Here is an 18668-nt window from a genome sequence, read left to right as displayed (position 1 = left end):
GACCGCCACCTCACGAGAGAGAAAGAGAGCATGCTCAGAATCGGAATCATCGGCACGGGCTCGATCGCGAACGCTCACATCAACGGGTATCTGGCGTTCCCAGGCGAGTGCGAGATCGTCGCTCTGGCGGACGTGGTGCCAGGGAAGGCGGCGGAGAAGGCCGCGGAGTTCGGCCTGACGGGCGCGACCGGCTACGACGACCCGACGCGGATGATCGCGGAGGCGGGGCTGGATCTGGTGAGCATCGCCACGCCGCCGTCGACGCATGCGGCGCTGTCGATCGCGGCGCTGGAGGGCGGGGCGCATGTGCTGGTGGAGAAGCCGATGGCGCCGTCGCTGGAGGAGTGCGATGCGATGCTCGCCGCGCAGGAGCGCTCGGGCCGGATCCTCTCGGTCGTCGCGCAGAACCGCTTCCGCGACGATCTGGCGACGCTGAAGACCGTCGTGGACTCGGGGCTGCTGGGCTCGGTCTCGCATGTGCGGGTGGATTCGGCGTGGTGGCGGGGCCTGTCGTACTACGACCTGTGGTGGCGGGGCACGTGGGAGAAGGAGGGCGGCGGATGCGTGCTGAATCACGCGATCCATCACATCGATCTGCTGCTGTGGCTGCTGGGGTCGCCATCGGAGATCACGGCGATGCTCGCCAACGCACAGCACGACAACAGCGAGGTCGAGGATCTCTCGGTGGCGGTGTTCCGCTATGAGCGAGGCCTGGCCCAGCTGACGAGCTCGGTGGTCCACCACGGCGAGGAGCAGGAGATCGTCATCCAGGGCCAGCATGCCCGGGTCTCGCACCCGTGGGACGTCATCGCGGAGCGTGCGGGTGGGGGCGGTTTCCCTGCGGCGGGCGGGGCACCGGATGTCGTGGCGGAGATCGAGGCGCTCGTCGCGGGCCGGGAGCCGCTCGCACACCTCGGTCACGAGGGGCAGATCGGGGATCTGCTGGCGGCGATCCGCGAAGGCCGTGCGCCGATCGCGGACGGCGTGGATGGCCGGAATGCGATCGAGGTGGTCACGGCGATCTACCAGGCGGGTATCGAGCATGAGCTGGTGTCGCTGCCGCTGAAGGCCGACGATCCGTATCGCCGATCCGGGTACCTCGTGGAGCACGCGCCGCACTTCTTCGAGAAGGAGCGTTCGCTTGCGGAGGCCGCGACATGAGCGGCTCCTCCTTCCCCGGCGGCACCTCGCTGTCGCACCTCGACATCTACGGCGATGAGGCGCCCGACGGCGTCTGCGGCGGCAGCCCGCACATGCACCTCGTCTCGACCGAGGCCTATGTCGTCGTCTCGGGGCGCGGTGCGCTGCAGACGATCGACGGCGCGGGCTTCCGCGAGACCGAGCTCGAAGCGGGCGATGTCGTGTGGTTCACGCCCGGCACGATCCACCGGGCCGTGAACCGCGGGGACCTGAAGGTCGTCGTGCTCATGAGCGATGCCGGCCTGCCGGAGGCGGGCGACGCGGTCATGACCTTCCCCGCGGACGTCGTGGCGGATCCCGGATCCTATGCCGAGGCGGCGTCGCTCGGCGACGCGGACGGCCGCGCCGCGCGCGCATCGGCCCGCCGGGACCTCGCCGTGGCGGGGTTCGAGGCGCTCCGCGACGCGGTCGTCGCGGGCGACCGCGGCCCGCTCGAGGAGTTCCACCGGGCGGCCGGCGCGCTCGTGCGCGAGCGCGCGGCGGCGTGGGGCGACATCGTGCGCGAGCGCCCGCTGGCGCAGGCCGAGCGGTCGCTCACCCTGTCCGACGCCGTCGCGCGCGGCGATGTGGCGCACCTGTCCGATGCGCGCGTGCAGCAGGCGGCGCCCGCCGCGGGCGAGCGCGCCTTCGGGATGTGCGGCCGACTCCGCGCATACGACGTGACCGATTCCGAGGAGAACCCCGCATGAGCCGCCCGTACACCTTCGACCCCCTCCCGGATCCCGTCGTCGGGCCGGGGGAGTTCGTCTTCGCGGCGGTCGGCCTCGACCACGGCCACATCTTCGGCATGGCCGACGGCCTGACGGGGGCGGGCGCGACCGCGAAGTGGGTCTACGACGCGGATCCCGCCCGCGCGGCGCAGTTCGCCGAGCGCTACCCGGGCGTGCGGATCGCGTCGAGCGAGCAGGAGATCCTCGACGATCCCGAGGTGCGGCTCGTCGCGTCCGCGGCGATCGCGTCCGAGCGGGCGCCGATCGGGCTGCGCGCGATCGAGGCCGGGAAGGACGCGTTCGTCGACAAGGCGCCGCTGACCACGTTCGCCCAGCTCGAGGCCGTCCGCGAGGCGACGGCTCGCACGGGTCGGAAGTACGCCGTCTACTACGGCGAGCGGGTGCACTCCGAGGCGGCGATCCTCGCCGGTCAGCTCATCGAGCGCGGCGCGATCGGCCGGGTCCTGCAGGTGGTGTGCTTCGGGCCCCACCGCATCGGCGGCGGGCGGCCCGACTGGTTCTACGACCCGGCGCAGTACGGCGGGATCCTGTGCGACATCGGCAGCCACAACTTCGAGCAGATGCTGCACTACACGGGTGCGTCGGGCGGGCGGATCACGGCGTCGACCGTCGCGAACTACGCGCACGCCGAGACGCCGGGGCTGCAGGACTTCGGCGACGCGCACGTCGTGCTCGACAACGGCGCGACGGGATACGTCCGGGTGGACTGGTTCACGCCCGACGGGCTGGAGGTGTTCGGCGACGGCCGCACCCTGATCCTCGGCACGGACGGATACATCGAGATCCGCAAGTACGTCGACATCGGCACCGACAACGGCGGCGGACAGGTGCTGCTGGTGAACCAGGAGGGCCAGCACCGCTTCGACGCGAACGGCATGACGGGCTTCCCGTTCTTCGGGCAGCTGATCCGCGACTGCCTCGACCGCACCGAGACGGCGATGACGCAGGACCACGCGCTGAAGGCGGCGGAGATGAGCCTCCAGGCGCAGGACGGCGCCCTCGTCCTCGCCCCCTGAGGCGCGGGCGGCGCGCAGGCCGGAGCCCGCGCGCCGCCTTCGGTGCGCTCAGCGCGCTGTGAAGAGCACGCCCTCCACGCCCCAGCCGAGGGGGACGACCTCGTCGCGACGCCAGCCGTGGGCGCCTGCGAGCGCCGAGATCGCGTCGGCATCGCGCAGCGCGGATCCGGTGAGGGCGAGGTGGCGGACCTCGGTGTGCGCAGACGCGCCCGCGAGCGCATCGGGGCGCGACGCCTCGAGCACGAGCAGGCGCGGTGCGATGCCCGTCACGCGCGCGACCAGCTCGGTCGCCTCGGCGTCGGTGCGGTGCCCGAGCGCGTGGGCGAGGACGATGACGTCCGCCTCGTGCGAGGCGGCGGACACCGCGTCGAGCGGATGCGTCGGGATCGCGCCCGCGACGTCCTCGCGGATGGCGGCGAGGCCCGCGCGCGGCTCCGCGATCGAGACGTCGGCGACGGCGCGGTGGCCGCGCAGCGCGAGGCCGACCGGTGTCGACCCGGGGCCCACGACGAGCACGCGCGAAGCGGACTCCCACACCGCGTGGGCGAGGAGGCCGTCCGTCAGATAGGCGAGCTGCTCGCCGCCCTCCTGCAGCTCCTCCTGCAGCTCGGCGTCGCCGTCCGCCTGTGCGGCGAAGCTCGCGCCCGTGCGCCGGCTCCATGCCGAGGTGCCGGAGCGGAGGGCGTCGCCGAGACCGTCGAGGCTCGCGAGGATCTCGCTGTCGAGGCCGTCGTAGACCTCGCGCGCATGCTCGTCGGCGAGGAGCTCCTCACCCGCCGGGCCGAGGCGCAGCCCATCGGCGTCGCCCGCGAGGATCCCATGCGTGAGCAGGTCGCCCAGCAGGGGAGCGAGCGGTCCCGCGTCGATGCCCACCGCGGTCGCGGCATCCGCGAGGGCGATGCCCGGCGAGGCGGCGACCGCGTCGACCAGCCCCACCTGCAGCGCCGCGCGCACCACGAACCAGGCGCGAGGTGACGGCACGGGAACGGGGTGCGCATCGTCTCCCGCCGCGGCCGGATCCTCCGGCGCCTCGTGCTCGTCCTCGTGGTGCCAGTAGCCGGTGATGTCGAGGCGCTCGCGCGGCAGGCCGACCTCGCGCGAGAGATGGCGCCGCAACGGCAGCAGAGCGCGGCTCTCGGCACCGCACCAGGCATAGCCCGTGGCGACATCGGGGCGCTCGGCGAGGCCCAGCGCGCGCACGGCGGCCACGAGCGCATCGCCGTCGGTCGGATCCGCGAGGATCCACTCCACGCGATCGTCCGCGCGCACGGCCAGCTCCTGCCGCGCCGTCGGATCCGAGATCGTCAGCACGATCGTCGCGGGGGCGTCGATCGGCCGCTCGTCGAGGAATCGCCCGACCGCCGGCAGGCCCGTCTCGTCGGCGACGAGCAGGATCCAGTCGATGTGCTCGGGCGCCTGGGTCGAGGCCTTCGGGCCGACGAACCAGAGATCGTCGCCCGGCCGCGCCTCCTGCGCCCACCGCGACGCGACGCCGCCGTCGTGGATGACGAAGTCGAGGTCGAAGCCGTCTGCCGTCACGTTGCGCGGCGTGTAGTCGCGCGCGCGGCGGGTCTCGGACGCCGTCCACTCGATCCCGTGCGGGAGCTGCACGGGGAGGGCCGGCGCGATGTCGCCCTCCGCGAAGATGAGCTTGATGTGGTCGTCGAAGGCCGACGACACGAAGGGCGGGTGCGTCGTCCCGTCCTTCTCGAAGGATCCCAGCTGCGCGCCCGTGAGCGTGATGCGGCGCATCCGGGGAGTGATGTCCCGGATGCGCCGCACCTCGGCGCGGCGCAGGACCAGCGGGTGGGTGGTGAAGCGTCGCCGTGCCATCGGTCGATCAGGCGAAGAGGTCTTCGAGGATGTCGAGCGTGGCGAGCGCCTCGTCGTAGTCGCCGCGGAGCGTCCAGTGCGGCAGCAGGTGCACGCTGTCGCTCTCGAACGCGGGCAGCGCCGCGTAGACGGGGTTCTCCTCGAGGGTCGCGATGTCGATCACGTCACCGTTGAAGCCGAGCACGAACAGCGTCGGCTGCGTGTAGACCTGGCCGACCTGCTCGGTCGACAGCTCGAACATGTCGCCGCCGCCTCCGTACACCTCGAAATCGTTGTCGGCGAAGACGGTGTCGACCTCGATGCCGACGTCGGCGAACTGCGTCGGGAGGCCGAGATCCTCGACCAGGCCGTACGGCGTGCCGTCGCCTGTGAAGACGAGCTGCGCGACGGGGCCCTCGGGCGGTGTGATCGCGTCGGCGACCTCGGCCGCGCGCTCCTCATACGCGGTCACGGCGTCGGCGTACACCTCGGGGGCGTCGAAGACGTCCTCGGCGAGGAACGCGAACTGCTGCTGCCACGTCGACAGGCTTCCGCTCACGAGGACCGTCGGCGCGATATCGCTGAGCTCGTCGTAGACGGCCTCGGCCTGGAACAGCGGGAAGCCGATGCCGCCGCCGATGATGAGGTCGGGGTCGGCCGCGAGCACGGCCTCGAGGTCGAAGCCGTCGACGCTCCAGGGCAGGAACTCGGTGCCGGCCGCCTGGGCCTCGTCGGCCCAGAACTCCGAGTATTCGCCCTCGGTCGCATCCGCGTCCTCGGGGATCGTCGCGGTGACGGGGACATCGAGGTCGTACAGGTAGCCGGCGAGGGCGTAGTTGAGCACGACGACGCGCTGGGGGTCGGTGGGGACCTCGACGTCGCCGTAGTCGGTGGTGACGGTGCGCTCGGCGGGAGCGGTCTCCTCGGCCTGCGCGCCGTCGGACTCGGCGGCCGAGCCCTGGTCAGCGGCGCAGCCCGCGAGGGCGAGGACGCCGGCGAGTGCCAGCGCGGGGATGGTGCGGGTGAGATGCATGGAACCTCCTGTGCGGGGATCCGCGGCGCATCGGACTGATGCGCGGCGGCGTCGACGCGCCCGGGTGCGCGGCGTCGGAACGGGGGAACACTATCAGCTAAGCTGAGGCTAACCTAAGTTGTTTTGTCGATCGGCGTCGACCGCCCCGTCCGATGCCACGGAGACCGCCATGGCCGCTCACACCGCCGCGCGACCGCGCCCCGGCGTCGCGCGCTCGGTCGGGCTCCTCGCGTGCATCGCGGCGCTCGCCGTGGCGATCGCGCTCAGCATCGCCGTCGGATCCGCCATGCTCCCGCTCGACGTCGTGTGGGCCGCCTTCGCATCACCCGACGGATCCGTCGACCACGCGACCGTCGCGGACGCGCGCGTCGCGCGCACCCTGCTCGGCATCGCCGTCGGCGCCGCGCTCGGCGTCTCCGGCGCGCTCATCCAGGGGCTCACGCGCAACCCCCTCGCCGATCCCGGTGTGCTCGGCGTCAACGCCGGCGCCGGCTTCGCCGTCGTGCTCGCGGTCGCGGCCTTCGGCTTCACGCGCATCGACCAGTACCTGCCGTTCGCCTTCGTCGGCGCCCTCGCGGCCGCGGCCCTCGTGTATCTCGTCGCGAGCGGCGGGCGCGGAGCCCCGACGCCGCTGCGGCTCACGCTCGTCGGCGTCGCGCTGGGATCCGTCCTGACGGGCATCTCGCAGACGCTCGCGCTCATCGACGTCGAGACCTTCGACGCCATGCGGTTCTGGGGTGCCGGATCCATCGCCGACCGCCCGCAGGGCACGCTCGACGCGATCGCGCCCTTCCTCGCCGCGGGGCTGCTGCTCGCCGCCGCGAGCGCGCGGGGGCTCAACGCGCTCGCGCTCGGCGACGACACGGCCCGCGCCCTCGGGGCGGGTGTCGGCGCGACGCGGATCCTCGTCGTCGCCGCGGTCACCCTGCTCTGCGGCGCCGCGACGGCCGCCGCGGGGCCCATCGCGTTCGTCGGACTCATGATCCCCCACATCGTGCGCTGGGCGACCGGCCCCGACTGGCGCTGGATCGCGCTGTTCTCCGCGCTGCTCGGGCCCGCCTTCGTGCTCCTCGCCGACACCCTCGGGCGCGTCATCGTGCTGCCCGCCGAGCTGCAGGTCGGCATCGTGGCGGCGCTCGTGGGGGCGCCCGTCCTGATCGCGCTCGCCCGGACGAGCCGTGCGAGGGCGCTGTGAGCGCTCAGGCCCTGGTCGTCCGCGCGGGGGTGTGGAGCGCCCGCACCACGCGCCGCGCCGTGATCGTGCGCGTCGCGCTCGCGGCCGCGATCCTCGCGCTCGCGACGCTCGCGCTCTGCCTCGGGAGCTATCGGGTCGGCGTCGTCGACGTGATCCGCGCCCTCGCCGGCCTCGCTGACGGGCCCATCGCGACGGTCGTGCTCGAGTGGCGTCTCCCGCGCGTCCTCGCGGCCGTCCTGTTCGGCGCGGCCCTCGCCCTCGGCGGCGCCGTGTTCCAGTCGCTCACCCGCAACCCGCTCGGCAGTCCCGACGTCATCGGCTTCTCGGCCGGGTCCTACACGGGAGTCGTCGGCGTGCTGCTGCTCGGCGCGAGCGGGTACGCGGCGATGGCCGCCGGCGCGCTCGCGGGCGGCCTCGCGACTGCGTTCGCCGTCTACGTCCTCGCCTTCCGGCGCGGCGTGCAGGGATTCCGATTCATCGTCGTCGGCATCGCCGCCGGCGCCTTCCTCACGGCGCTCAGCACGTGGTTCTCGGTCAAGGCCGACGTCGACGCCGCGCTCCGCGCGGCCGTCTGGGGGGCCGGCAGCCTCAGCATCGTGTCGACCGCGTCGCTCGCGCTCGCCGCGGCGGTGCTCGCGTGCGTCCTCGTCGCGGCGCCCGCCGCGCAGCGCCGCCTGCAGGCGCTCGAGCTCGGCGACGACGCCGCCGCGATGCTCGGCGTGCGCGTCGAGCTCGTGCGCGCGGCGCTCATCGTGCTCGGCGTCGTCGCGACGGCGCTCGTGACGGCTGCGGCGGGGCCGATCTCGTTCGTCGCGCTCGCCGCGCCGCAGATCGCTCGCCGCCTCTGCGGCCGCGACGCCGGCGTCGACCTGCTCGGGTCGGCGCTCGTGGGATCCGTGCTCCTCATCGGCGCCGACATCGTCGCCCAGCACGCGATCCCGAACATCAGCCTGCCGACGGGATCCGTCACGGTCTGCGTCGGCGGCGCCTATCTCGTGTGGCTGCTGATGCGCGAGGCGAGAAGGGAACGCGGATGATGGCCCGAGACGAGAGGGAGGGCGCCGTGAGCGCACTGGAAGCGCGGGGGCTCGGCGCCGGATACGGCGACCGCGGCGTGCTGGACGGGCTCGACGTGCGGATCGCCGAGGGCGAGTTCACGGCGATCGTCGGCCCCAATGCGTGCGGCAAGTCGACCCTGCTGCGTTCGCTCGCGCGGCTGCTTCCCGCGAGCGCGGGATCCGTGCTGCTCGACGGGCGGGACATCCGCCGCCTGCCGACGCGCGACGTCGCGCGACGGCTGGGCCTGCTGCCGCAGACCTCGATCGCGCCCGACGGCATCACGGTGTTCGACCTCGTGGCGCGCGGACGCTTCCCGCACCAGTCGGTCCTGTCGGGCTGGTCGCGCCGCGACGAGGAGGCCGTGCGCACCGCGATGCGCGAGACCGACGTCGAGGCCCTCGCCTCGCGCCCCGTCGACGAGCTGTCGGGAGGCCAGCGGCAGCGCGTGTGGATCGCGATGGTGCTCGCGCAGCAGACGCCGACCGTCCTCCTCGACGAGCCGACGACCTTCCTCGACATCGGCCACCAGCTCGAGGTGCTGGATCTCGTCTCGCGCCTGCGCGACGAAGGTCGCACGGTCGTGGCGGTGCTGCACGAGATCAACCACGCGGCGCGGTACGCGACCGACCTCATCGTCATGAGGGACGGCGTCGTCGTCGCGCAGGGGCCCCCGGCCGACGTGCTCACCGCGGAGACCATGGCGGACGTGTTCGGAGTCGACGCCCGGATCATCGCCGACCCCGACACGGGGGTGCCCGTCATGCTCCCCCGCGCGGTCGCGCGGCGGGGCGCTCAGGTCGACACGTCCGCCCGCTGATCCCTCTTGCTCACTTTGCCGACGCCCGTGCTCGGGAAGGCGTCGACGAGCTCGAAGGCGTCGGGGATCTTGAACACGGCGACGCCGCGCTCGCGCAGGTGGCGGCGCAGCGCGCGCGCCGACAGCGCGGCCGCATCGGCGCCGTTGCGGGCGATCACATAGGCCTTCGTGCGCTGGCCGAGGACGGCGTCGGGGACACCGACGACCGACGCATCGTGCACGCCGTCGTGGCCGAGCAGGAGGTTCTCGACCTCCTCGGGGGCGATCTTCTCGCCCCCGCGATTGATCTGATCCTTCGCGCGCCCCACGACCGTGAGGGATCCGTCGGCCAGGCGCCGCACGATATCGCCCGTGCGGTAGAAGCCGTCGGCCGTGAAGCTGCGCCGGTTGTGCTCGGGTGCGCGGAAGTAGCCGCGGATCGTATAGGGGCCGCGCGTGAGCAGGTGCCCGCTCTCGCCGTCGGGGACGTCGCGGTCGTCGTCGTCGACGACGCGGACCTCGTCGTCGGGAGAGATCGGCCGCCCCTGCGTCGTGACGATGGTCTCGATGTCGTCATCGAGCCGCGTGTAGTTGACGAGCCCCTCGGCCATGCCGAAGACCTGCTGCAGGGTGCACCCGAGCTCGGGGCCCACGCGCCGGGCCGCCTCCTCGCTGAACTTCGCTCCGCCGACCTGCAGCACCTCGAGGCTCGACAGGTCGAACTCGGCGCGGCGCGGCGAGTTGAGCCACGCGAGCACGAGGGGCGGTACGAGCGCCGCCTGCGTCACACGGTGTCGCTCGATGAGAGGGAACGCCGTGTCGGGGCTGCCATCGGAAGCCAGCACGATCGTCGCACCCGCCGCGAGCGCGCCGAGCACGCCGGGAGAGCTCATCGTGAAGTTGTGTGAGAGGGGGAGCGCGGCGAGCTGCACGGTGTCGGCCGTCACGCCGCAGATCCGATTGCTCTCGCGCACGGAGCAGAGATAGTCGTCGTGCGTGCGGGGGATGAGCTTCGGGGTGCCGGTCGTCCCTCCGGACAGCTGCAGGAACGCGAGGTCCTCCGGCAGCGAGCGGGGCTCGTCGGCGAGGGGCGCGTGCGCGAGCAGTCGCACGACCGCCTCGCCTCCGCCGCCCGGCGCGACGAGGATCGCGTGCGCGAGCGAGGGAGCGGACCGGAGGAGCTCGTCGGCGAGGCCGGCCAGATCGGCGCCGTCGTGGCTCGCGACGGCGATGTAGGCGCGGGCCTCGGCCGTGCGCACCATGTGCTCGATCTCCGTGCGCCGATGCGCGGCGAGCGCGAAGACGGGGATCGCGCCGAGTTCGAAGAGCGCGAACGTGAATGCCGTGTGCTCGGGGATGTTCGGGAGGTGCACGACGACGCGGTCGCCGCGCGCGATCCCGAGGTCCGCGAGGCCGGCGGCGAGGCGGAGCACGCGATCGCGCAGCGCGCGGTATGTGATCCGCTCGTCGCCCGCGATGATCGCCGTGCGATCGGCGTGTGCGCGAGCCGAGGCGGCGAGCATCTCGGCATGCGTCTGGCCGATCCAGTGTCCCCGCTCGCGGTGGGCGCGCGCGGCCTCGGGCGGGTACGGCACGACGCCGTCGACGCGCAGCGGGGCGAGGGATCCGCTCATCGCTCGACCACGGCGGCGGACGCGGCCTGCTTCTCGCGCAGCGATCGCGGCCGCAGATCGGTCCAGTGCTCCTCGATCCAGGCGAGCACGTCGCCGCGGGGTGCGCCGTCGGGGCCGCCGTAGGCGATCTCCCAGCCGTCCGGGACCGGCCGGAAGGTCGGCCACAGCGAGTGCTGCTCCTCGTCGTTGACGAGCGCGTAGAAGGATCCCTGCTCGTCGTCGAAGGGGTTCGGTGCCATGGTGCTCCTTGTCGTCGACTCGACGGACGCACTGCCGTCGTTAGTTAGGCAAGCCTAATCTAATACGCAACGCGTCGTCGTTCGAATGTCAGACCTCCCGCCTAGCCTGGTGGCATGGCTTCGAAACGATCCGCCGCCCCGGCATACGTCTGCGGCGAGTGCGGCTGGACGACGATGAAATGGGTCGGCCGCTGCGGCGAGTGCCAGCAGTGGGGCACCGTCGTCGAGCAGGGGGCGAAGCCCGCGTCGCATCGCGTACAGGCGCTTGCGCCGAGCTCGGCCGCACAGCCGATCACGCAGGTGTCGACGACCGACTCTCCGCGACGCCCGAGCGGCGTCGGGGAGTTCGACCGAGTGCTGGGCGGCGGAGTCGTCCCGGGCGCGGCCGTTCTGCTCTCGGGTGAGCCGGGCGTCGGCAAATCGACGCTGCTGCTCGAGGTCGCCGCGCGCTCGGCACGCGAGGGGCGGCGCGTGCTCTACGTCAGCGCGGAGGAGTCGGTCGCGCAGGTGCGGCTGCGCGCCGAGCGAACGGGCGCCCTGCACGACGAGCTGTTCCTCGCGAGCGAGACCGACCTCGCGACGGTGATCGGCCACATCGACACCGTCGAGCCCGAACTCGTCATCGTCGACTCGGTGCAGACCGTCGCATCGAGCATGCAGGACGGCGCGGCGGGCATGCCGGGGCAGGTGCGTGAGGTCGCCTCGACGCTCATCCGCGTCGCAAAGGAGCGTGCGCTGCCGATCATCCTCGTCGGCCACGTCACGAAGGACGGCCAGGTCGCGGGCCCACGCGTGCTCGAGCACCTCGTCGACGTCGTGTGCCACTTCGAGGGCGATCGGCAGACGGCGCTGCGGTTCATCCGCGCGCTCAAGAACCGCTTCGGCCCGACCGACGAGGTCGGCTGCTTCGAGATGGCGGGTGACGGCATCCAGGAGGTGCCGGATCCCTCGGGCATGTTCCTCTCGCAGGGCGAGCCCGAGCCGGGCACGTGCGTGGGCATCGCCCTCGAGGGCAAGCGCGCCCTGCCCGTCGAGGTGCAGGCGCTCACGACCCCCACGGGCGCGCCGAACCCGCGCCGCATCGTGCACGGCGTCGACTCCTCGCGCGTCGCGATGGTGCTCGCGGTGCTCGAGCGCCGCGCGGGCATCAAGACGAGCGACATGGATGTCTACGTCTCGACGGTCGGCGGCGTGAGGTTCACCGAGCCAGCGGCCGACCTCGCGATCGCCGTCGCCGTCGCCGGATCCCTGCGCCAGTTCGCCGTGCCGCGCGACATCGCGGCCGCGGGCGAGCTCTCGCTCGCGGGCGAGGTGCGCCCCGTCACGCAGGCGGCGCAGCGCCGCGGCGAGGCGAACCGGCTCGGCTACTCGCGCGTCATCGACGACCGATCGGGCAAGCTGCGCGCGGCGCTGGAGGACGTGCGCGCCCACCGCGTCCCCGTGCTGAAGGACGTGCCCGAGTTCTGAGGCTCCGGCGGCCCGAAGAGCAGCTGCGGCACACCGGCGGCGTCGATGCGCTGTGTGCGGATGCGGTACACCGGCTCGAGGATCTCGGGGCGCAGCACCTCGGCGGGTGTGCCGCTCGCGACGACGCGACCCTCCTCGAGCAGTACGACGTCGTCGCAGTACCGTGCCGCGAGGTTGAGGTCGTGCAGCACGACGATGCTCGTCTGGTGCAGGGCGCGCACGAGCGCGAGCACCTCGTGCTGGTAGCGCACGTCGAGGTGGTTCGTCGGCTCGTCCAGGAGCAGGTGGCTGGCGCCCTGCGCGAGGGCCCGCGCGATGAGCACCCGCTGGCGCTCGCCGCCGGAGAGCAGGTGCACGTGGCGCGGCGCGAGGTGCAGCACCCCGGCGCGGCGCATCGCGTCGGCCGCGCGCTCCTCATCGGCTGCGTCGTATGCGCGCCAGCCCGTGCGGTGCACCGAACGGCCGAGCAGCACCGAATCCCAGGCGGTGACGTGCGCGTCGGGCACCTCCTCCTGCGCGACGACGGCGATGAGTCGCGCGCGCTCCGCGGCCGAGCAGGCGGCGAGTTCCCGTCCGTCGACGAGGATCCGCCCCTCCTGCCGGCGCGCGGCGCCGAGGATCGCGCGCAGGGTCGTCGACTTCCCGGATCCGTTCGGTCCGATCAGGCCGAGCATGCGCCGCTCGTGGGCACGCAGATCGACGCCGTCGGCGGCGACCCTCCGGCCGTACCGGACGGTCAGCCGCTCGACGCCGATCATGGGCGCGGCGCCCCCTCGAGGACGACGCGCAGGCCGTCGATGGCGCCGGGGTCGGGCGCCAGCGATGACCCGGGCACGCCGACGACGGCGCCGGAACGCACGGCGGCGAGGTCCTCGGCACCCGGCTCGGATCGCAGCTTCGCGAGCGCGTCGTCGAAGCTCTCGCCGTACATTCCGTAGGCGATGACGATCATGGCGGGGTCGGCGTCGAGCAGGGTCTCGATGTTCGCCTCGAGGTACACCGACGGCTCGTCTCCGTACACGTTGCCGTAGCCGGCGCGTGCGAGCACGTCATCGGCGATGCCCTGGCCGCCGCGCGCCGACAGCGACGCGCTCTCGGAGAAGTAGTAGACGACGGCTGCCTCGGCATCGTCGCTCGGCTCGGGGGCCGTCGCCGTGAGCTCGTCGAGCTCGGCGCGCAGCGTGGTGAGGTTCGCCGCCGCGTCCGATTCGGTGCCGAAGATGCGTGCGAGACGCTCGACGTCGGCGAAGATCGCCTCGAAGTCGGTCTGACCGGTGAGCGCCGCGTCGTGGCTGCACTCGCCGTCGATGATGACGTTCGGGATCCCGGCGGCCGCCACATCGTCCTCGGACGCGTTGAAGAGGCCGTAGCCGACGATGATGTCGGCCTCGGAGCCGACGATGGTCTCGATCGCGGGGTCCGCGGGGTCGAGCACCTCGGCGGAGGTCGGCGGGTTCTGCAGATCGGCCGGCAGCTCGGCGCCGAACTCGCCCGTGCGGGCGATGATCCGGTCGGATGCGCCGGCGGCGTCGAGGAGCGACACCGACGACGTGCCGACCGTGAGGATCGTCTGCGGCTCGGCGTCGATCGTGAGCTCCTCGCCGCAGTTCTCGATCGTGAGCGGGAAGCCGGCCGCGGCATCGGGCGCGGAGCCCTCCGCGGCGGGAGAGCATGCGGCGGCGGCTCCCGCCGTGACGAGGGCGAGCGCGGCGGCGGCCGCGCGGAGGAGGTGGCGTGCTGTGGTCATCTCGGTTCTCCTGTGCTGTGGGGTGTGCGGGTGCGGATCAACGAGTGAGGGAGCGGCGGACGAGCGCGATGAGCATCGGCGTGCCGATCAGGGCGGTGAGGATGCCGAGCGGCAGCTCGCGCGGGGCGAAGGCGATGCGGGCGAGCGCGTCGGCGGAGACGAGAAGAAGCGCACCGAGGAGAGCTGAGGTCGGGAAGAGCGCGCGATGGGTGCCGCCGACGAGGCGTCGGGCGATGTGCGGGACGACGAGGCCGACGAAGCCGATGAGGCCCGAGACCGAGACGGCCACGGCGACGACGAGGCTCACCGCGAGGGCCGCTGCGGCGCGGAAGCGTGTGGGATCCGTTCCCAGCGCGAGTGCGGTGTCGTCGCCGATCGCGAGCGCATCGAATCGGCGCGCCCACCACGTGAAGACGAGCAGGCCCGCGATGACGGCGACCGCGAGGAGCGGCACGGACTCCCAGCGGCTCTGCGCGAGGGAGCCGAGCATCCAGAACATGACGGCGCGGGCGCCGTCGCGCGACTCGCTCGCGAAGACGAGGAAGTTCGTCAGGGCCGTGAGGGCGAAGCCGACCGCGATGCCGGCGAACACGAGCCGCGAGGTGACGAGGCGCCCGCCGATGCGGGCGACCGACAGGACGAGGGCGATCGCGACGACGGCGCCCGCGAACGCGCTGCCGGTGAGGGCGACGACGCCGAGCCCGCTTCCGAAGCCGAAGAGGATGCTCGCTGCCGCACCGGCGGAGGCGCCCGAGGAGATCCCCAGCAGATAGGGGTCGGCGAGTGGATTGCGCACGAGCGCCTGGACGGCGACGCCCGCCATCGCGAGCGCGGCGCCGACGAAGGCGCCGAGCAGGACACGGGGTGTGCGGATGAGCCAGACGATCGCGTCTTCCGCGGATGAGCCGACGGGTGCGGGGAGCGCGCCGAGGCGGTGGAGGACGACGCCCGCGACCGTGCCGGGGTCGACCGCGACGGGACCGATGCCGATCGCGAGGAGCGTCACGCCGACGAGCACGACGCTGAACGCCGCGATCAGCGCGCGGGCGCGACGGCGTGTCGCGGCCGCTGTCGCGGGAACGGCGGTGAGCGGGCGGGTCATGGGTGGCGGGATCCTCAGGGCGTCGTGTAGAACTGTCTTCACGTCTATTGAAAATGATTATCAATAAAGATAGCAGGAGTACGTGGATCACCTTCGCCTCGCCGCGCTCACCCGGCCGGTCGTCATCGGTCAGCTCGTCTGCGCCCTCGTCGGGCTCGCGCTCAGCGGGCTCGCGATCGGCCAGGCGCTCGCGATGTCCGCGCTGTTCTCCTCCCTCGTGACCGGAGGATCGCTCGCCGCGCTCACGACGCCCTTCCTCGCCCTGTGCGCCGTGCTGCTCGCGCGCCCCGCCGTGACCGCCCTGCGCGAGATCAGCGCACACGCCGTCGCGGGCCGGATGAAGCGCGTGCTGCGCCGCCGCCTGCTCGACGCGGCCGCCGCACGCGGCCCGTTCGCGGGGGCGCAGGAGAGCGTGGGAGCGCGCCAGTCGCTCCTCGTCGACGGGGTCGAGAACCTCGAGCCGTACGTGACGCGCTACATCCCGCAGATCGTGGTCACGACCGTCGGCGCGACGATCGCGATCGCGATCCTCGTCATCGTCGACCCGGTGGTCGGCATCGCCGCGGCGCTCGCGGCCCTCGTCGTGCCCCTGATCCCGCGCCTGTGGGATCGGGTGCTGCGTGCGCACGGCGACGCGCACTGGGCGGCATACTCCGGCATGCACGCCGACGTCGTCGACTCGATGCGCGGGATGGAGACACTCAAGCTGCTCGGCGCGTCCGGCCGACGACGCGCACAGCTCCGGGCGGCGAGCGCCGATCTGCTCTCGTCGACCCTGCGCCAGCTGCGCCTCTCGCTCGTCGAATCCGGCCTCACGGGCCTGCTGCTCGTCGCCGGCCCCGCGATCGTCCTCGCCGTCGGGGTGGCGCGCGTGTGGTCGGGCACGCTCGCCCCCGAGGACCTGTTCGTCGTCACGCTCGTCGGCTTCGAGGTGTTCCGCCCCTTCCGCGAGCTCGCCAATCACTGGCACGCCGGATACGTCGGGCTCTCGGCCGGTCGCCGGATCCTGGAGGCGCTCGCGGATGACGCACACGCCGCCCCGACCGCGGCAGAGCGCCCCGCTCCGAGCGACCCCGATCTCGCGATCGAGCTCTCGGGGGTCGACGCCCGCTACCCGGGGGCGGACATGCTCGCCGTCCGCGATCTCCACCTCGGCGTGCGCCGCGGATCGTTCACCGCGATCGTCGGCGCATCGGGGGCGGGCAAGTCGACGATCGGCGATCTCATCCTCGGCGTCCTCGCTCCTGAGCGCGGCACGGTCGCGATCGACGCGGGCGGGGGATCGGCCCCCGTCGCCCTCGTCTCGCAGGATCCCGTCCTCTTCTCCGGTTCTCTGCGCGAGAACCTGCGCGCTGTGGCGCCTCTCGCGGCGGACCACGAGCTGGAGCATGCCCTGCGCACGGCGCAGGCGAGCGATCTGATCTCCGACGGCTCGGGCCTCGACCGCGAGGTCGGCGAGAGCGGCGGGCTGCTCTCGGGCGGACAGCGCCAGCGCGTCGCCGTCGCGCGAGCGCTGCTGCAGCACGCGCCGATCCTGCTCCTCGACGAGGGGACGTCGGCGCTCGACGGGCGCCGCGAACGCGACCTCGTCTCCGCGCTCAGCGGCCTGCCCGAACGCCGCACGCTCGTCGTCATCGCGCACCGGCTGTCCGCGATCGAGACCGCCGACGAGGTCGTCGTCGTCGGCGACGGGCGGGTGCTCGAGCGAGGCGCGTATGCGGATCTCGCCGCGGGCGACGGGCCGTTCGCGCGCCTCGCCGCCGCCCAGCGCGAGGGGATCCCCGCATGAGCGCCGCTGCGCGGCTGCTGCGCCCGATCCTGCGCCTCATCCGGAACGCGTCGGGCGAGCGCGCGCTGTTCCTGCGCTCGACCGCGTCGATGACGGTCCTTCAGCTCGCGACGGCCGCCGCAGCGGGGCTCAGCGCCGCGGTGGGGTCCGCCGTCGTCCGCGGCGACGGCGGAGGGATCGTCGCCGCGCTGCTCGTAGCGCTCGCGGCTGCCGTGATCGCCGTCGCCGCGTTCACCTGGATCGAGTCGTGGCTCAGCCATTTGCTCGCCTACCGCGTCATCGACGCCCTGCGGATGCGCGTCTACGACGCCGTCGAGAAGCTCGTGCCCACCCGCACGGGGCGCCGTCGCGCCGGTGAGGTGGCGGGAACCGCGATGGGCGATGTCGAGGTGCTCGAGTGGTTCTACGCACACACGCTCGGGGCCGGCGTGAACGCCCTCGCGACGCCGCTCATCGCGACCGCCGTGCTCGTCGGGATCGTCGGTCCGGCCGGCCTCATCGTCGGCGCGGGCGTCGCCCTGGTACTCGCCGTGCCGTGGCTGCTCGCGGGGATGCAGGTGCGGCAGGGGCGCGAGATCCGGGCGGAGGTCGGAACTCTGCACGCGGCATCGGCCGAGGGCGCCGGCGCGCGCCGCGAGCTCGCCGTGCTGGGCCTCGAGGCGCGCCACCGCGACGAGGTGCTCGACCGGACCTCCGCCGTGCAGGCGGCCAAGCGGCGATTCGCGCTGCGCGCCGCGGCCGAGAGCGCCCTCGCCGACGTCGTCCTCGCCGTCACGAGCATCGGCTTCCTCATCGCCCTCGGCGCGCTGTCGTCGAGCGGCCGGCTCGACGCGTTCTGGATCCCGCCCGCCATGGTGCTCGCCGTCGCGGCCTTCGCGCCGTCGGCCGGGGCGTTCGCGATGCTGCAGCGGCTCGGCGAGATGTCCGCGGCGGCGGGTCGCGTGCAGGCGCTGCTCGACGAGGCCGACGAGGTGCGCGGCGACGTGACGGGGGAGGAACAGGTCGCGCCCGGCCCGGGCCGGGTCCGCTTCGAGAGGGTGCGCTTCGCCTACGACGACGATCGCCCGGCGATCGCGGGCCTCGACCTCGAGATCCGCGCGGGGCGCACGACGGCGCTCGTCGGAGCCTCCGGAGCGGGCAAGTCGACCCTCGCACGCCTGCTCACGCGGCTGTGGCCGACGGATGAGGGGCGGATCCTCCTCGACGACGCCGACATCGGCGCGCTCGACGTCGAGGCGCTGCGACGCGAGGTCGCCCTCGTCGCCCAGACCCCATTCGCGTTCCGAGGCTCGATCCGCTCGAACCTGCTCCTCGCAGATCCCGCCGCCGCCGATGCACGACTCGCGCGCGCTCTCGACGACGCCGGCCTCGGAGACGTCGTCGCCGCATGGCCCGACGGCCTCGACACCGAGATCGGAGACCGCGGCGCGACGCTCTCGGGCGGCCAGCGTCAGCGGCTCGCCCTCGCGCAGGCGTTCCTGCGGGATCCGTCCGTCCTCATCCTCGACGAGGCGACGGCGCAGCTCGACGCGCACCGCGAGCGCGACATCGGGGCCACGCTGCAGCGGCTCCGCGACGGGCGCACGACGATCGTGATCGCGCACAGGGTCTCGACGATCCGCCGCTGCGACCACGTGGTCGTCCTCGACGCGGGCCGCGTCCGCGAGCAGGGCACCCACGACGCGCTCGTCGAGGGATCCGAGTTCTACCGCCGGCTCATCGGCCAGCGGGACGAACCGGCGCTGACCGGCGCCGGCGAGCACGACGACCACGAAGGGAGGTGAAGAACATGCAGCAGATCGCCATCACCGAGATCGCCACCGAGCGCTCGGACGACCAGATCCTCGC

Annotated in this window: 16 protein-coding genes; 9 read left to right on the top strand and 7 right to left on the bottom strand. The window is 73.1% G+C overall.

Features of this window, described 5'->3' with window-relative positions:
- Positions 1 to 30: 30 nt before the first annotated feature.
- The 3 genes from GB932_RS02350 to GB932_RS02340 are packed head-to-tail and all read left to right on the top strand — an operon-like array spanning position 31 to position 2947.
- Positions 31 to 1161, top strand: a complete 1131-nt coding sequence (locus GB932_RS02350; RefSeq protein ID WP_156759115.1) for a Gfo/Idh/MocA family protein — start codon at positions 31 to 33, stop codon at positions 1159 to 1161.
- A complete protein-coding gene (locus GB932_RS02345; RefSeq protein WP_156759114.1) occupies positions 1158 to 1889 on the top strand; it encodes a cupin domain-containing protein in 732 nt (243 codons plus the stop codon). Before GB932_RS02350 ends, GB932_RS02345 begins: the two co-directional genes overlap by 4 nt.
- Positions 1886 to 2947: a Gfo/Idh/MocA family protein gene (locus GB932_RS02340; protein WP_156759113.1), complete on the top strand. Its 1062-nt coding sequence runs from the start codon at positions 1886 to 1888 to the stop codon at positions 2945 to 2947. The genes GB932_RS02345 and GB932_RS02340 overlap by 4 nt, the downstream gene beginning before the upstream one ends.
- 48 nt (positions 2948 to 2995) lie before the next feature.
- On the opposite strand, the gene GB932_RS02335 is transcribed toward GB932_RS02340, so the two are convergent.
- Together GB932_RS02335 and GB932_RS02330 are read right to left on the bottom strand one after the other, a co-directional pair.
- Positions 2996 to 4780 (bottom strand): siderophore-interacting protein, encoded by a 1785-nt coding sequence (locus tag GB932_RS02335; protein ID WP_156759112.1) that lies wholly within the window; start codon positions 4778 to 4780, stop codon positions 2996 to 2998.
- A gap of 7 nt (positions 4781 to 4787) precedes the next feature.
- Positions 4788 to 5792, bottom strand: coding sequence for an ABC transporter substrate-binding protein (locus tag GB932_RS02330; RefSeq protein WP_156759111.1), 1005 nt, complete (start codon positions 5790 to 5792; stop codon positions 4788 to 4790).
- Positions 5793 to 5961: 169 nt separating this feature from the next.
- Here GB932_RS02330 and GB932_RS02325 point away from each other — a divergent pair, with 169 nt between their 5' ends.
- Genes GB932_RS02325 through GB932_RS02315 form a run of 3 tightly spaced genes read left to right on the top strand, consistent with a single transcriptional unit; the run spans position 5962 to position 8863 of the window.
- Positions 5962 to 6987, top strand: a complete 1026-nt coding sequence (locus tag GB932_RS02325; protein WP_156759110.1) for an iron chelate uptake ABC transporter family permease subunit — start codon at positions 5962 to 5964, stop codon at positions 6985 to 6987.
- Complete coding sequence (locus GB932_RS02320; protein ID WP_197517253.1) at positions 6984 to 8024, top strand: FecCD family ABC transporter permease; 1041 nt, start codon at positions 6984 to 6986, stop codon at positions 8022 to 8024. Before GB932_RS02325 ends, GB932_RS02320 begins: the two co-directional genes overlap by 4 nt.
- Complete coding sequence (locus GB932_RS02315; protein ID WP_197517274.1) at positions 8024 to 8863, top strand: ABC transporter ATP-binding protein; 840 nt, start codon at positions 8024 to 8026, stop codon at positions 8861 to 8863. The genes GB932_RS02320 and GB932_RS02315 overlap by 1 nt, the downstream gene beginning before the upstream one ends.
- On the opposite strand, the gene GB932_RS02310 is transcribed toward GB932_RS02315, so the two are convergent.
- Positions 8839 to 10476, bottom strand: coding sequence for a (2,3-dihydroxybenzoyl)adenylate synthase (locus GB932_RS02310; protein WP_156759108.1), 1638 nt, complete (start codon positions 10474 to 10476; stop codon positions 8839 to 8841). The two genes, GB932_RS02315 and GB932_RS02310, sit on opposite strands and share 25 nt — an antisense overlap.
- Positions 10473 to 10715, bottom strand: coding sequence for an MbtH family protein (locus GB932_RS02305; protein WP_156759107.1), 243 nt, complete (start codon positions 10713 to 10715; stop codon positions 10473 to 10475). Before GB932_RS02305 ends, GB932_RS02310 begins: the two co-directional genes overlap by 4 nt.
- Positions 10716 to 10829: 114 nt before the next feature.
- Between GB932_RS02305 and radA the strand changes: the two genes are divergently transcribed.
- Positions 10830 to 12182, top strand: coding sequence for a DNA repair protein RadA (gene radA / locus GB932_RS02300; protein ID WP_156759106.1), 1353 nt, complete (start codon positions 10830 to 10832; stop codon positions 12180 to 12182).
- Here radA and GB932_RS02295 read toward each other — a convergent pair.
- The 3 genes from GB932_RS02295 to GB932_RS02285 are packed head-to-tail and all read right to left on the bottom strand — an operon-like array spanning position 12080 to position 15031.
- The gene (locus tag GB932_RS02295) at positions 12080 to 12940 is read right to left on the bottom strand and encodes an ABC transporter ATP-binding protein (protein ID WP_156759105.1); all 861 of its coding nucleotides are present in this window, start codon (positions 12938 to 12940) and stop codon (positions 12080 to 12082) included. The genes radA and GB932_RS02295 overlap by 103 nt on opposite strands.
- A complete protein-coding gene (locus tag GB932_RS02290; RefSeq protein WP_156759104.1) occupies positions 12937 to 13929 on the bottom strand; it encodes an ABC transporter substrate-binding protein in 993 nt (330 codons plus the stop codon). Before GB932_RS02290 ends, GB932_RS02295 begins: the two co-directional genes overlap by 4 nt.
- 37 nt (positions 13930 to 13966) lie before the next feature.
- On the bottom strand, positions 13967 to 15031 hold the full coding sequence (locus GB932_RS02285; RefSeq protein ID WP_156759103.1) for a FecCD family ABC transporter permease: 1065 nt from the start codon (positions 15029 to 15031) through the stop codon (positions 13967 to 13969).
- An 82-nt stretch (positions 15032 to 15113) separates the two neighbouring features.
- On the opposite strand from GB932_RS02285, the gene GB932_RS02280 reads away from it, so the two are divergent.
- Together GB932_RS02280 and GB932_RS02275 are read left to right on the top strand one after the other, a co-directional pair.
- Positions 15114 to 16820 (top strand): ABC transporter ATP-binding protein/permease, encoded by a 1707-nt coding sequence (locus GB932_RS02280; RefSeq protein WP_156759102.1) that lies wholly within the window; start codon positions 15114 to 15116, stop codon positions 16818 to 16820.
- Positions 16817 to 18604 carry an ABC transporter ATP-binding protein gene (locus GB932_RS02275; protein WP_156759101.1) on the top strand — a complete coding sequence of 596 codons (1788 nt, stop codon included), beginning with the start codon at positions 16817 to 16819 and terminating at the stop codon, positions 18602 to 18604. The genes GB932_RS02280 and GB932_RS02275 overlap by 4 nt, the downstream gene beginning before the upstream one ends.
- Positions 18605 to 18668: the final 64 nt, after the last annotated feature.

This window comes from Microbacterium karelineae, assembly GCF_009745985.1.
In the GTDB taxonomy this organism is placed as follows: domain Bacteria; phylum Actinomycetota; class Actinomycetes; order Actinomycetales; family Microbacteriaceae; genus Microbacterium; species Microbacterium karelineae.
Note: the sequence above shows the minus strand (reverse complement) of the source record. Positions and strands in the feature narration are given on the sequence as shown.

Excerpts from the sequence above, each read along its gene's own strand:
- GB932_RS02290 (WP_156759104.1), bottom strand. The coding sequence starts at position 13,929 with ATGACCACAGCACGCCACCTCCTCCGCGCGGCCGCCGCCGCGCTCGCC.
- GB932_RS02285 (WP_156759103.1), bottom strand. The coding sequence starts at position 15,031 with ATGACCCGCCCGCTCACCGCCGTTCCCGCGACAGCGGCCGCGACACGC.
- GB932_RS02325 (WP_156759110.1), top strand. The coding sequence starts at position 5,962 with ATGGCCGCTCACACCGCCGCGCGACCGCGCCCCGGCGTCGCGCGCTCG.
- GB932_RS02315 (WP_197517274.1), top strand. The coding sequence starts at position 8,024 with ATGGCCCGAGACGAGAGGGAGGGCGCCGTGAGCGCACTGGAAGCGCGG.
- GB932_RS02275 (WP_156759101.1), top strand. The coding sequence starts at position 16,817 with ATGAGCGCCGCTGCGCGGCTGCTGCGCCCGATCCTGCGCCTCATCCGG.
- GB932_RS02310 (WP_156759108.1), bottom strand. The coding sequence starts at position 10,476 with ATGAGCGGATCCCTCGCCCCGCTGCGCGTCGACGGCGTCGTGCCGTAC.
- GB932_RS02305 (WP_156759107.1), bottom strand. The coding sequence starts at position 10,715 with ATGGCACCGAACCCCTTCGACGACGAGCAGGGATCCTTCTACGCGCTC.
- GB932_RS02295 (WP_156759105.1), bottom strand. The coding sequence starts at position 12,940 with ATGATCGGCGTCGAGCGGCTGACCGTCCGGTACGGCCGGAGGGTCGCC.
- GB932_RS02335 (WP_156759112.1), bottom strand. The coding sequence starts at position 4,780 with ATGGCACGGCGACGCTTCACCACCCACCCGCTGGTCCTGCGCCGCGCC.
- GB932_RS02350 (WP_156759115.1), top strand. The coding sequence starts at position 31 with ATGCTCAGAATCGGAATCATCGGCACGGGCTCGATCGCGAACGCTCAC.
- radA (WP_156759106.1), top strand. The coding sequence starts at position 10,830 with ATGGCTTCGAAACGATCCGCCGCCCCGGCATACGTCTGCGGCGAGTGC.
- GB932_RS02345 (WP_156759114.1), top strand. The coding sequence starts at position 1,158 with ATGAGCGGCTCCTCCTTCCCCGGCGGCACCTCGCTGTCGCACCTCGAC.
- GB932_RS02340 (WP_156759113.1), top strand. The coding sequence starts at position 1,886 with ATGAGCCGCCCGTACACCTTCGACCCCCTCCCGGATCCCGTCGTCGGG.
- GB932_RS02330 (WP_156759111.1), bottom strand. The coding sequence starts at position 5,792 with ATGCATCTCACCCGCACCATCCCCGCGCTGGCACTCGCCGGCGTCCTC.